Annotated in this window: 10 protein-coding genes; 4 read left to right on the top strand and 6 right to left on the bottom strand. The window is 39.9% G+C overall.

The genetic code is table 11. The annotated features are described in order from the left end of the window. Positions 1–84 precede the first annotated feature (84 nt). The 5 genes from CS931_RS03040 to fba form a co-directional block, all read right to left on the bottom strand. On the bottom strand, positions 85–1,938 hold the full coding sequence (locus CS931_RS03040) for a heavy metal translocating P-type ATPase (protein ID WP_099204277.1): 1,854 nt from the start codon (positions 1,936–1,938) through the stop codon (positions 85–87). Positions 1,939–1,952: 14 nt separating this feature from the next. Next, positions 1,953–2,171, bottom strand: a complete 219-nt coding sequence (locus tag CS931_RS03035; protein WP_099204276.1) for a cation transporter — start codon at positions 2,169–2,171, stop codon at positions 1,953–1,955. A gap of 46 nt (positions 2,172–2,217) precedes the next feature. After that, positions 2,218–2,589, bottom strand: a complete 372-nt coding sequence (locus CS931_RS03030; RefSeq protein WP_099204275.1) for an ArsR/SmtB family transcription factor — start codon at positions 2,587–2,589, stop codon at positions 2,218–2,220. Positions 2,590–2,807: 218 nt separating this feature from the next. After that, a complete protein-coding gene (locus CS931_RS03025) occupies positions 2,808–4,406 on the bottom strand; it encodes a PASTA domain-containing protein (RefSeq protein ID WP_099204274.1) in 1,599 nt (532 codons plus the stop codon). A 150-nt stretch (positions 4,407–4,556) separates the two neighbouring features. Continuing rightward, positions 4,557–5,420 (bottom strand): class II fructose-1,6-bisphosphate aldolase, encoded by an 864-nt coding sequence (gene fba / locus CS931_RS03020; RefSeq protein ID WP_099204273.1) that lies wholly within the window; start codon positions 5,418–5,420, stop codon positions 4,557–4,559. Positions 5,421–5,668: 248 nt separating this feature from the next. On the opposite strand from fba, the gene CS931_RS03015 reads away from it, so the two are divergent. Next, entirely contained in the window at positions 5,669–6,196 is a 528-nt protein-coding gene (locus tag CS931_RS03015; protein WP_099204272.1) for a GNAT family N-acetyltransferase, read from the top strand. Positions 6,197–6,208: 12 nt separating this feature from the next. Here the strand turns inward: CS931_RS03015 and CS931_RS03010 are convergent, their stop codons facing one another. Then, positions 6,209–8,383 (bottom strand): Tex family protein, encoded by a 2,175-nt coding sequence (locus CS931_RS03010; RefSeq protein WP_099204271.1) that lies wholly within the window; start codon positions 8,381–8,383, stop codon positions 6,209–6,211. Positions 8,384–8,707: 324 nt separating this feature from the next. On the opposite strand from CS931_RS03010, the gene gltX reads away from it, so the two are divergent. The 3 genes from gltX (at position 8,708) to CS931_RS02995 (ending at position 13,382) form a co-directional block, all read left to right on the top strand. After that, on the top strand, positions 8,708–10,153 hold the full coding sequence (gene gltX, locus CS931_RS03005) for a glutamate--tRNA ligase (RefSeq protein ID WP_099204270.1): 1,446 nt from the start codon (positions 8,708–8,710) through the stop codon (positions 10,151–10,153). A gap of 13 nt (positions 10,154–10,166) precedes the next feature. Continuing rightward, positions 10,167–11,852, top strand: a complete 1,686-nt coding sequence (locus tag CS931_RS03000) for a glutamine--tRNA ligase/YqeY domain fusion protein (RefSeq protein WP_099204269.1) — start codon at positions 10,167–10,169, stop codon at positions 11,850–11,852. A gap of 255 nt (positions 11,853–12,107) precedes the next feature. Beyond that, positions 12,108–13,382 carry an aspartate aminotransferase type Ic gene (locus CS931_RS02995; RefSeq protein ID WP_099204268.1) on the top strand — a complete coding sequence of 425 codons (1,275 nt, stop codon included), beginning with the start codon at positions 12,108–12,110 and terminating at the stop codon, positions 13,380–13,382. Positions 13,383–13,470: the final 88 nt, after the last annotated feature.

Below are 13,470 nucleotides of genomic sequence, written 5' to 3'. Positions count from 1 at the left end.
TCTATGTAAAGTAAAAAACCTTTCGTGAATGAAATCACGAAAGGTTTTTCTGCTCTTAGCTTATTTCTATTAGAAACTAGCCTTTTATTCAATGTTTTTAATATTTAAAGCACGAGTAGCGTTTAATACAGCTAAAATCATGACACCTACATCGGCAAAAATGGCTTGCCCCATATTGGCAATTCCAATTGCTCCTAAAATTAAAGCAAGAAATTTGATGCCAATTGCAAAAATAATATTTTGTTTCACAATGCGGAGAGTCTTTCTGGAAATTTTAATGGCAGTAGCAACTTTAGCAGGATTATCGTCCATTAGAACAATATCGGCAGCTTCAATGGCTGCATCTGATCCTAGCGCTCCCATTGCGACACCAATATCGGAGCGAGAAAGAACCGGTGCATCATTAATGCCATCTCCCACAAATACTAATTTTTCTTTAGGGAGTTTCTGCGATAGCAGGCGATCGACTTCGTTAACTTTGTCATTAGGAAGTAACTCAGCAGAGACTTTATCAATACCAATTTGTTTAGCAATATTTTCAGCAACAGCTTTGCTGTCACCAGTCAACATAATAGTTTCACGTACTTTTTGTGCCTTTAATGCTGCTAGTGCCTGTTTGGCTTGTGGTTTTACCTCATCAGCAATGACAATATGTCCTTCATAAATGCCATCAATGGCTAAATGAACAACTGTGCCAACAAGGTGACATTCATGATAATCAGCGCCAATTTGCTTCATAAGTTTTCCGTTACCGGCATGAATTACTTTGCCGTCAACTACAGCTGAAACACCATGGCCCGAAATCTCAGTATAATCGCGAATGCGACTTTTATCAATTGGTTTGCCATATGCTTCTTGCAAAGAAAGTGAAATGGGATGATTGGAGTAACTTTCTGCCAAGGCGGCATAAGAAAGCAGTTCTGATTCGGAGATTTTTTCTGGGTGTAAAGCAGTTACTTTAAATGTACCTTGTGTAAGGGTTCCCGTTTTGTCAAATACAACGATACCTGCTTCTGAAAGAGCTTCGAGATAGTTAGAACCTTTGACAAGAATACCCATTTTAGAAGCGCCGCCAATTCCGCCAAAGAAGCTGAGAGGAATAGAAATAACAAGAGCACAGGGGCAAGAGATAACAAGGAAAATCAGAGCACGCTCAACCCATTCAGACCACACGCCTCCAAAGAAAAGCGGGGGAATTAAAGCAAGGAGAACAGCTGAAATCACGACGACAGGGGTGTAATAGCGAGAAAACTTAGTGATGAAATTCTCGGATTTTGCCTTTTTCTGCATGGAATTCTCGACTAAATCCAAGATTTTAGAAACTGTAGATTCACCGAATTCTTTGCTGACTTTTAGCGTAAGCAGTCCTGTTTGATTAATGCAGCCACTAATGACATCATCGCCAGGTTTTACATCACGTGGAAGCGATTCGCCTGTAAGTGCAGAAGTGTTAACAGCCGAGAAACCCTCCAAGACCACACTATCTAGCGGAATCTTTTCGCCGGGTTTTACAATAATCGTATCACCTACAGCAACTTCATCAGGATCAACCTGCACCAATTCACCATCTCTTTCAATGTTGGCATAATCAGGACGGATATCCATTAACGCTGTAATCGATTTTCTAGATTTTCCGACAGCATAGTTTTGAAATAATTCGCCAATTTGATAAAAGAGAAGAACCAAAACGCCTTCGGAGTAATCTCCAAGCACAAAAGCTCCTATTGTTGCAATGGCCATCAGAAAATTTTCATCAAAAACTTGCCCTTTAGAAATATTGCGGATGGCCTTCCATAGAACATCCCAACCAACAACAAGATAGGGGATTAAGAATATCAACAGTCGAATAACACCGTTAAGAGGAATTAAATTCGCAACAATGAGAAGAAGAATAGAAATAATTATGCGATATAGCCATTTTTTCTGTTTTTTAGTCACGGATAATCCCTCGCTTAATAATTGATTACACAATCAGGTTCAATTTTTTTGCATACCTTTACAATTTCTTTCATAACAGTATCAAACTTTGTTTCGTCTGCAGAAACTGTCATTTTTTGTAGCATGAAATTAACAGAAGCCTCTTCTACGCCGCTAATTTTTTGAATAGCATCCTGCATTTTTGCAGCACAATTGGCACAGTCGAGATCGGTAAGTTTAAATGTTTTTTTCATAATAAAACCCTCCTGATAGTGATTTCTCACTTATATATTAATATGGTTACTCAGAGATGTGTTCCATACCCTGGTCGATGATGGTACTCACATGGCTATCAGCCAGTGCGTAAAAAACGGTTTTTCCCTCACGGCGATATTTAACCAACTTGGCTTGTTTTAATAGGCGGAGCTGATGAGAGATAGCAGACTGTGTCATGTTTAATAGTTGTGCAATGTCACATACGCACATTTCAGATTCTAGTAGAGCATAAAGAATCTTAATTCTGGTTGAGTCGCAAAAAATCTTGAATAATTCAGCTAAATCATAAAGAATTTCTTCTTCTGGCATTTTTTCTCTGACAGATCGAATCACGTCCTCGTGCAAGTGTATATAATCGCAGTTATCAAGTACAGTTTTTACCTCGTTTTCTGCCATAGTATATCTTCCTTCCTCGTTATATAAAAATCAAGTAACTATTAAAACTTATTCAAATAAACATATGAGCAACTGTTCATGTGTTTATTATATGCTTGTGTAGCCAATATGTCAATATGTAGAGATAGAATTTAAAAAATAAATTTAAAAAGAAGAAAAAATACAAAAAGAGACATGATGTAATTTCATCATGTCTCAAAATAAGCAGTTAATAAACGTTATTCTTCTGCAGGACCCGCACTTACCACAAGTGTTATGGTTGAACCATACTTCAATTTGTCACCTGCATTAGCATCTTCATATCGAATGACATTGCCAAACTGAATATCTTCACTGGGTTCATCTTTACGTAAGACCTCAAACCCATTCTCAGTCAAATTGGTGTGTAGTTCGGTGAACGACATTCCTTGAATTTCAGGTAGCGTGCGTTCTTCTTTGCCTTTGCTGACGGTAATTACAATTTTGTCGCCTTCTGCAATCATTTCGCCAGGTTCAGGATTTTGCGTAATAATATGACCCTCTTCGACAGTGTCATTTAAAATGCGAGATTGAATATGCAATTTGAATTTCAAGTCTCCGTTATCAATGCGCGTTTGAATTTCTGCCGCATCACTGTTAATAATGTTAGGTGCCTCCATTTGCACAGCAGCAACACTAGAGGTATTTGTATCGTCACCACGACTGGGCGATTTTTTTATCCAAACCACGGCAATCAATACAATGGCAATAATGGTAAGAACCGTGCTCCCAATCAACCAGGCATAAGAAGGAATGCGATAGCTTTTTGGCAATTCACTGTCTTTCTCAGGCAAGCTGCGAATGGCAGCAGGAGAACTGGCCGTTACAATAGCAGTGGGGGCAGCAGAAAATTCTGCTTTTAAACGATCAAAACTGGCTGTGCGATCTTCTGGCTTTACTTGCAAGGCATTAGCAATCGCCGTTACAACGTAAGGTGGTAAATCTTTCAAATATTCTCTTGGAATTAATAGCTTGGGGTCTAATAATCTCTTAGGTGCTTCATTTGGCAGAGAACCAGTAATGGCATAAAGCAGAGAAGCCGTGAAGGCATAAACATCAGTAGTTTCACTGCAAGTAGTGTTTTCAGCATACTGTTCAATAGCGGAGCTGCCTTCAAAAATCTCTTTGGAAAGCTCATCATCCAAAGCGGTTCGAATGGCAGGAATGGCAAATCCGGTAATCAAGAGGTTTCGTTCGCCAGTGACTCGCAACGTTTCAGGTGAAATGCCTAAATGTGTTACGCCAAGTGAGTTAATCAAGCCTAAGGCTGTGAGAACAGGCAGGAACATATTATGAGCAGTGTTCCATGAAAAAACTCCATTTTTCTGCACATGTTTTTTAAGGGATAGGGAAGGGACAAATTCATAAACAGCATAAGCTGTATAGTTTTCTTCAAAAATATCTAGAATGGAATGAACAACCGTCACTTCTTTTAAACGGCTTATATTTTTAGAGAGTTCAATAAATTGATCAAGATATTCTTCAAAAAGAGATTCTTGTCCTTCAAAAGGGATAATGGTGTTATCTTCTGCATTGCGCTTTGAAATAGACAGAGGATAAAATTCTTTTATCTCCACCATTTTTTTCTTGAGCTTATCAAAAGCGGAATAGGTTAGTCCTTCACCGTTGATGGACTTAACTCGACCAACAACATAACGACCATTTAAAAAGGTTTGATATTTTAGACCGCACGAAATTTGCGGTCTGGAATTATCCCAACCGCATACATGACAGTGTGAATCCCCATCAGAAATGGGAGCAGCAAAACAGTTCATGCACAATATTTCTTGTCCGTTCATTCCGACCTCCCACTATGAACCTGATATCTATGCATTTAGATAATTAGTATATCACAATTTCCTTCTTTTTACAACATATCATTAAAAAAAGCAAAAAAGAAAAACCGCCTAACAAGATAGGCGGTTTTTTAGTTAGCAAAAACAAATCAATTAAGCTTTGTTAACAGAACCGAACAATTCCATTTTTTCTTTAACAGTTGCTTTAATAGCTTCAAAGCCGGGGTTCAAAAGTTTGCGAGGGTCAAAGCCTTTACCCTTCAAATCTTTGCCTTCTTCTACATACTTACGTGTAGCAGCAGCAAAGGAAAGCTGGCACTCGGTATTTACGTTAATTTTAGAAACGCCCAAAGAAATGGCTTTGGCAATCATATCTTCTGGGATTCCAGTGCCGCCGTGCAGAACAAGAGGCATTTTGCCGGTCAACTGCTGAATAGCATCCAAGGTATCAAAGCTAAGACCGGTCCAGTTTTCAGGATAAACACCGTGAATGTTACCAATACCAGCAGCTAACATATCAACGCCTAAATCAGCAATTTGTTTGCATTCGTTAGGGTCAGCTACTTCGCCGGCACCGATTACGCCGTCTTCTTCACCGCCGATGGAACCAACTTCAGCTTCAACAGAAAGACCTTGTGTAGCGCAAAGTGCTACAATTTCTTTTGTTTTTTCAATGTTTTCTTCAATGCCATAATGAGAACCGTCAAACATGATAGAAGAGAAACCATCAGCAATAGCTTGCTTAGCACCTTCATAGGTTCCGTGGTCAAGATGAAGAGCAACCGGAACAGTAATCTTTAAAGTATCAATCATACCTTTTACCATAGCGGTGACAGTGTTAAAACCACACATATATTTGGCAGCGCCTTCAGAAACGCCTAAAATAACAGGTGAATTATTTTCTTGAGCGGTTAGCAGAACAGCTTTTGTCCATTCAAGGTTATTGATATTGAATTGACCAACAGCATATTTGCCTTCCTTTGCTTTTGTTAACATTTCTTTTGCTGAAACTAACATAATATATCCTCCAAAATTTTAATTTTGACATAGCTTTATTTACATTATAATCGAATAATTAGAGAAAATCAACGGCTTTGTCAGATAGTTGACAATAAACTCTCTAAAATCCGTTTTTTATGGCGGTTTATAAAAGAAGTGAAATTCAAATAAAATGAAAATAAATATTATAAAAGTAGGATTGCATTATCAGAACACCAAGTATATAATAAGCAAAAAATAGATAATCTGAAGGAGCAAAAGCTTTTATGCAGGAACAAATTAAGGTAAGAAAAGCCTATAAATTTGAAGAAAATGAAGTCTATGAAGTAATACTTTTTGCACAGGAGTTTTTAAAGGAACAAGGGCTTCCGCAGTGGCAGAATGGTTCGGGCCCCAATTTGACAAAAATACGAGATGATCTCTCTAAAGGCGAAGGGTATGTTCTAACGCAGGCAGACAAAATTCATGGCTATACGGCACTTGTTAAAGGGCAAGATGAACATTACAACCATATTTCAGATGGAAACTGGGTAGGAAAATCGGACAATTACATTTCCGTTCACCGTGTAGCAATAGATCCTAACGTTCGGGGTAAAGGGTTTGCGGCTATACTAATGCAAGAGGTCATTAATGAAGCGTTTGAAGCTGGATACCAGGACATCCGCATTGATACCCATCCCAACAACAAAATTATGCAAAAAGTAATTTTGCGTGCCGGGTTTACCTATAGAGGCAAAATTGAATTGGGGATTCCCAACGGGGAACGGAACGCATATCAGCTTATCATAAAGTAAAGCTTGTTAGCTTTACTTGTCTTCGCTTCTTGTTTTCACATCCGATTCTCTCATCGTTAAAGAAATTCGTTTTTTCTCAGGTTCTACTGCCAAGACCCATACCTTTACAACATCGCCCACTTTGACAACTTCGGAGGGGTGTTTGATATAGCGGTCAGCAATGCGAGAAATGTGGACAAGTCCGTCTTGATGCACGCCGATATCAATGAAAGCGCCAAAATCAATGACATTGCGCACCGTGCCCATAAAATCCATACCTGGCAGTAAGTCTTCCATATTCAGCACGTCGTCACGGAGAATCGGTTTCGGTAAACTATCTCGTACATCACGGCCGGGTTTGAGCAGTTCAGCAATAATGTCCTGTAAAGTAGGAACGCCTACACCACATTCTTCGGCTGTTTTGGCAAGTCCATATTTTTGCACATTGTCAGGCAGCGAAGCAATGTCTCCGGCAGCAACATCCTTTTTGCTGTAGGAAAAAAGATCAAGTAGTTTTTGTGCTGCTTCGTAAGATTCAGGATGGACAGAAGTGTTATCGAGAATATTTTTGCCATCTCGAATTCTTAGAAACCCTGCGCACTGTTCAAAGGCTTTCGGCCCAAGTTTGGGTACTTTTTTAAACTGTGTTCTAGCGGTAAAAGCCCCGTTTTCTTCACGGTAAGCACATACATTTTTAGAAACTGCCATGGAAAGTCCTGAAATATAAGAAAGCAAAGAAGCCGAAGCGGTGTTCACGTCAATGCCGACAGCGTTCACACAGTCTTCTACTACACCGGTGAGCTGTTCGTCAAGTCTCGCCACAGGCATATCATGCTGATATTGTCCGACGCCAATTGCTTTTGGGTCGATTTTAACCAACTCGGCTAAGGGGTCTTGTAGTCTTCGGGCAATAGAAACGGCACTTCGCAGCGATACGTCATATTCCGGAAACTCTTCTGCCGCCAGTTTAGATGCAGAATAAACCGATGCGCCCGCCTCGTTGACCATAGCGTAGGAAACCGATTGTGGAATCTCTTTTAACAGCTCCGCTACAAAGATTTCGGATTCTTTCGAAGCTGTTCCGTTTCCGATGGCAAATACTTCAATATTGTGTTTATTGATGAGTGCTTTTAGTTTTTGCTTTGCTTCTTCAATCTTTTTATGAGGTGGGGTGGGGTAGACCACTGTAGTATCAAGCACTTTTCCCGTGGGGTCAACGACAGCGATTTTACAACCTGTACGATAAGCTGGGTCGAAACCGAGCACCACTTTTCCGTTGACGGGTGGCTGCAAAAGCAAAGGCTTTAAGTTTAGCCCAAACATTTTAATCGCTTGTTCAGATGCTTTTTCTGTCATTTCATTTCGGATTTCTCTTTCTAAGGACGGGAAAATCAATCGCTGCCATGAATCTTTGATAGCGTCGGCAACCAAAGAGGTAGTCAGGCTGTTCCCTTTTAGGGCAAAGCGTTCCATAGCACCAACGGCTTTTTCATTATTTGTTTCAATCGAAACCTTTAGCAAACCCTCTTTTTCACCACGATTAATAGCGAGAATACGGTGACTGGGCAGTTTGGCAATCGGTTCAGCAAAGTCATAATAGAGTCGATAAACGCTATCTTCTTCCGTGTTTGCTTTAGAGGTGAGCTGTGTGTTGGCAAGCTTTGCGGCACGCAAACGGCGGCGTAGTTCGGCATCGTCTGAGAGTTGTTCGGCGATAATATCCAATGCACCGGCAATGGCGGAGTCAGTGTCCAAGACTTCTTTCTCTTCATTTACAAAGGGACGAGCTAAATCCTCAATTGTGCCTGTTTTGATGTCTTGGGCAAAAATCAATTCTGCCAGCGGTTCAAGGCCTTTTTCACGGGCAATTGTGGCGCGCGTGCGGCGTTTTTGCTTATAAGGGCGATAGAGGTCCTCTACTTCAGCCAGTGTCGTAACATTTTGAAGAGACAAAAGAAGCTCGTCCGTCATTTTTCCTTGGTTGGTAATAGATTCTATGACATCTTCTTTTCGCTTTTCAAGGTTGCGCAGATAGTTTAGTCTGTCATAGATTTCTCGCAAAACCTGATCATCACAAGAGCCGGTCATCTCTTTGCGGTATCTAGCGATAAACGGAATGGTGTTACCTTCGTCAATGAGGGCGATAATATTGGTCATATGCAATTCGTTTTTGTTAAATTCTTGAGCCAGAAATTTTGTAAAATCCATCTTCATACCTCTTTTTTACTAATTTTTAAAATCTCTTATATTCTTTTTCATAATTGAATTTAGAAACTCAAAAAGCTGAAATATATCTATTATTATACTATAAGTTTAATACAGAATCATCTAAAATTTTAAGAAAAGAGAGAAAAGCAGCGTATAAATAAAAAAACTTTAGAAAGTGCTTTGCTTATAGAGGGATTTTTTGTTATAATATGGCTTACAATAATGAATATATCATAAATCCAAGCAGTTCTGAAAGTTTAGAGCCTATTAAAGGCAAACTTTAGACAGATTTTGGAGGTATCTTTGAAAGGGAATGATTAAATCATGGCGAAAATCAGAACCAGGTTCGCTCCCAGTCCAACCGGTTTTATGCACGTTGGTAACTTGAGAACGGCTCTGTTTGCCTATTTGGCAGCAAAATCACAACAAGGCACCTTTGTGCTGAGAATTGAGGATACAGACAGAGAACGTCTGGTAGAAGGGGCAGAACAGGTCATCTATCAAACGCTGAAAACAGTTGGGCTTACACATGATGAAGGTCCCGATATCGGCGGAGCTTACGCACCTTATGTGCAAAGTGAGCGAAAAGATAGCTATCTTCCTTATGCGGAGCAGCTTGTGAAAGAAGGCAAGGCTTATTACTGCTTTTGCTCGAAAGAGAGATTGGATTCTTTGCATGATGAACATGGTTTGGGTGGATATGACCGCCACTGCCGTGATTTGCCGCAAGAAGAAGTACAAAAGCTATTAGAAGCAGGAATGCCTTATGTTATCCGTCAAAAGATGCCGGTTGAGGGTTCTACCTCTTTTGATGATGCCGTGTTTGGGCATATCACCATTGAAAACAAAGAGATTGAAGATCAGATTTTGCTGAAAGCAGACGGCTATCCAACTTATAACTTTGCTAATGTTATTGATGACCACTTAATGGATATTAACTGTGTTATTCGTGGTAGCGAATATCTGACTTCGACGCCTAAATATAGCAGACTATATGAAGCCTTTGGTTGGGAAGTACCACAATATCTGCATTTGCCGCTGATCATGGGCAAAAATGAAGATGGCAGTGTATCAAAGCTTTCTAAGCGTCATGGCTCAACAAGCTTCGCCGGATTGCAAGCAGAGGGTTATCTTGCCGAGGCTATCACCAACTATATTGCTCTTTTAGGTTGGTCGCCAAAAGGCAACCAAGAGATTTTTTCACTAGCAGAATTAGTTGAAAACTTTTCTGTTGACGGTATCAGCAAATCACCGGCAACATTTGATTATGACAAGCTCACCTGGATGAACGGCGAATATATTAAGAATATGGATAATGAATCTTTCTTAAAACACGCAATGCCATATTATCAAGAAATTTTCGGAACTGAAACAAAAGATGGGGATGTACTGCAAAGTATTCTGCAAAAAAGAATTACAAAGTTTAGTGAAATTCCTGCCATTCTTTCTTTCTTTAAAACACTTCCTGACTATTCAGCAGAATTCTTTATTAATAAGAAAAGCAAGACGAATCTTGAAAACTCACCCGCAATGATTGAAGAAGCAATTGCGGTATTAGAGAATCTGCCGAATTGGGAACTGAATACGATTCATGACAGTTTGATTGCATTAGCAGAGAAATTAGTAGTGAAAAACGGAACTTTGCTTTGGCCGGTTAGAATTGCCGCCGCCGGAACTCTTGTCACACCGGGTGGTGCAATGGAAATTTTATTGCTTTTAGGTAAAGAAGAATCTTTAAATCGTCTGAAATTGGCACTTACCAAATTTTAAAGGAGCATGGAGTATGAGTGAGGAGTTAAAAGGACTTGAGGAAATCAAAACTACTTCCTTTATTGATGATATTATTGTAGAAGAATTAAAAGATGGCGGACGTTGTGAGGGAAAACAGGTTCATACTCGTTTTCCACCTGAACCGAATGGCTATCTGCATATCGGCCATGCCAAGGCAATTTATGTGGATTTCGGCACAGCAGAGCGTTTCGGCGGTATTTGCAATCTGCGTATGGACGACACCAACCCGACCAAAGAAGATGTCGAATATGTCGATGCCATTCAAGAAGATATCAAGTGGTTAGGTTACAATTGGGATGACCGATTCTACTATGCTTCTGACTATTTTGAAGCCATGTATGAGGGCGCTATCGAACTCATTGAAAAAGGCCTTGCTTATGTCTGTGAACTGACACCGGATCAGATGCGTGAAATGCGTGGCGATTTAAGCACACCGGCAACCAGCCCCTATCGTGACCGCCCCAAAGAAGAAAGCTTAAATTTGTTCAAAAGAATGCGTGATGGTGAGTTTGAAAACGGCAAAATGACGTTGAGAGCAAAAATTGATTTGGCTTCGGGCAACTTCAATATGCGTGACCCAGTTATTTATCGCATTAATCATATGAAGCACCACCGCACGGGTGACAAATGGTGTATTTACCCCATGTATGACTATGCACATCCGTTTGAAGATGCGATGGAAAAAATTACCCATTCTCTTTGTTCACTAGAGTTTGAAGATCATCGTCCTTTCTACGATTGGGTGATTCAGAATGTTACCCTGCCAGGCAAACCTCGTCAGATTGAATTTGCCAGATTGGGAATCAATAACACCGTCATGAGCAAGAGAAAACTTCGTGCATTGGTTGAAGATGGTCTAGTAAGCGGTTGGGATGACCCAAGAATGCCGACAATTTGTGGACTTCGCCGCCGTGGCTATACGCCAACCTCTATTCGAAATTTCAGCGAGAGAAACGGTGTGTCTAAGGTAAACAGTACCGTTGAGTATGCGTTTTTGGAATACTGCCTGCGTGAAGATTTGAATACCAATGCCTACCGTGTAATGGGCGTTTTAGATCCCATTAAGCTGATTATCACCAACTATCCCGAAGGGAAAACCGAGGAGTTTGAAGTAGAAAATAACCCGAACAAGCCAGAAGACGGCACCAGAACAGTTACATTCAGCCGCGAACTTTGGATTGAATCAGAAGATTTCATGGAAGAGCCAGTGAAAAAGTATTTTCGACTTTTCCCCGGCAATGAAGTTCGCTTGAAGACAACTTATATTGTAAAATGTACAGGTTGTAAAAAAGATGAAAGCGGCAAGGTTATAGAAGTCTATGCAGAGTACGATGAAAACTCTCGTGGAGGAAATGCCGCAGACGGACGCAAAGTGAAAAGCACGATTCACTGGGTTGATGCCAATAATGCACTGGATGCAACCATTCGTCTGTATGACAATTTATTTACAGTTGAGAACCCAGAAGAAGGCAATTTCCTTGATTATATTAATCATGATTCTTTGCAGGAACTTACAAATTGCAAGGTAGAAGCAGGCTTAAAAGAAGCCAAACAAGGTGAAAGCTTCCAGTTTATGCGCCAAGGTTATTTTTGTGTCGACAACAAAGACAGCAAGCCAGACCATTTGGTATTTAATCGCTCAGTGAAGCTAAAAGACGGCTTTAAACCAGGAACCTAATAGAATAAAAACTGCTGTATGAAAGTTGAAAAATTTTCATACAGCGGTTTTTTTATCAGTTGCTATGAATATATTGTAAAAATGCCACAGAGAAATTCACTCACATATAAATATTTGTTGAATATGATATTTTTGCAGGATTTAAAAATTAAACTTGCATTTGAAATTGAAATAGATTAAAATATAGGAAGTTTAAAACAGATAAATGAAGTGAATTTTGATTTTGTATTCATAATGTTAACGGGGGTAAATGGAATGAGGTTAGATGAAATGAATCCGGCTGAGCTAAAAAATATGTATGAGGAAGCTAAAACACAATATGATCATTATTGCACGCAGAAGCTTTCGCTAAATATGACTAGAGGCAAGCCTTGCCGTGATCAGCTCGACCTTGTCAGCGGTTTGTTAGAAACTCTTTCACCAGAAGATGAGTTTGAACTGGCAAACGGTGATGATATCCGTAACTATGGTGGCTGGAATGGCCTGCCTGAAATGCGCGCAATTTTTGGAGAATTAATGGGAATACCAGCCGGCAATATTGTGCTGGGCAATAATTCGAGCTTACAAATGATGTATGATGCCGTTTCACAAGGTTTTACACATGGCTATAGCGATTGCAAACCTTGGTCACAGCAAGAAAATATTAAGTTTCTTTGTCCAGCACCGGGGTATGACCGTCACTTTGCCGTAACAGAGTTTTTTGGATTTGAATTGATTCCGATTCAAATGCTTGAAACGGGACCTGATATGGATGAAATTGAGCGATTAGTGGAAGCGGATGAATCTATAAAAGGTTGTTGGTGTGTGCCCAAATATGGTAATCCGACAGGCCTTACTTTTTCAGATGAAACAGTAAGACGGTTTGCTAAACTAAAACCTGCGGCCAAAGATTTCAGACTTTTCTGGGATAACGCTTATTGTGTTCATCATCTTTCAGATACACCTGATATGCTTCTCAATCTGTATGATGAGTGTTTGCAAAACGGAACAGAGGATCAAGTTTTCTACTTTGCATCAACCTCTAAAATTTCTTTGCCTGGTGCCGGTGTTGCGGCCATGGGCATGAGTGATAATAATCTCAAAGAGATTCAAAAACGCTTAAGTTTTCAAACAATTGGTCCCGACAAAGTTAATCAGCTTCGCCATGTTAAATATTTTAAGAATGCTGATGGCATTTACAAAGTAATGGAGCAGCATAGAGAAATTTTAGCACCGAAATTTCAGCTTGTGCAGTGGAAGTTTGCGGAAGAACTTGGTGAGCTGGGTATTGCTCATTGGAATGAACCAAACGGTGGCTATTTCATTAATCTTGATGTAATGGAAGGCTGTGCCTCAAGAGTGGTAGAGCTATGCAAGAATGCAGGTGTTGTATTGACAGCCGCTGGTTCTGCATTTCCTTATGGCAAAGATGCTAAAGATACTAATATTAGAATTGCGCCAACATTCCCTCCAATGAATGAATTAAATCAGGCGGTTCAAGTGTTGTGTACAGCAATAAAAATGGCAGCAGCAGAAAAATTATTAGGATAAAACACATAGATTCTTTTATACTAACAGGTGAGCGAGAGTTTCGTTCACCTGTTATAGCTTTTTTATCGGAAATGAACAGTATCTTAAT

The organism is Scatolibacter rhodanostii (assembly GCF_900197595.1).
Classification (GTDB): Bacteria; Bacillota; Clostridia; order Oscillospirales; family Acutalibacteraceae; genus Scatolibacter; species Scatolibacter rhodanostii.
The sequence above is the reverse complement of the archived record's forward strand: the minus strand, read 5'-3'. Positions and strand labels throughout refer to the sequence as shown.

Bases quoted from the DNA above. Each gene is read 5' to 3' on its own strand.
- fba (WP_099204273.1), bottom strand. From the start codon at position 5,420: ATGTTAGTTTCAGCAAAAGAAATGTTAACAAAAGCAAAGGAAGGCAAA.
- CS931_RS03035 (WP_099204276.1), bottom strand. From the start codon at position 2,171: ATGAAAAAAACATTTAAACTTACCGATCTCGACTGTGCCAATTGTGCT.
- gltX (WP_099204270.1), top strand. From the start codon at position 8,708: ATGGCGAAAATCAGAACCAGGTTCGCTCCCAGTCCAACCGGTTTTATG.
- CS931_RS03025 (WP_099204274.1), bottom strand. From the start codon at position 4,406: ATGAACGGACAAGAAATATTGTGCATGAACTGTTTTGCTGCTCCCATT.
- CS931_RS02995 (WP_099204268.1), top strand. From the start codon at position 12,108: ATGAGGTTAGATGAAATGAATCCGGCTGAGCTAAAAAATATGTATGAG.
- CS931_RS03030 (WP_099204275.1), bottom strand. From the start codon at position 2,589: ATGGCAGAAAACGAGGTAAAAACTGTACTTGATAACTGCGATTATATA.
- CS931_RS03010 (WP_099204271.1), bottom strand. From the start codon at position 8,383: ATGGATTTTACAAAATTTCTGGCTCAAGAATTTAACAAAAACGAATTG.
- CS931_RS03015 (WP_099204272.1), top strand. From the start codon at position 5,669: ATGCAGGAACAAATTAAGGTAAGAAAAGCCTATAAATTTGAAGAAAAT.
- CS931_RS03000 (WP_099204269.1), top strand. From the start codon at position 10,167: ATGAGTGAGGAGTTAAAAGGACTTGAGGAAATCAAAACTACTTCCTTT.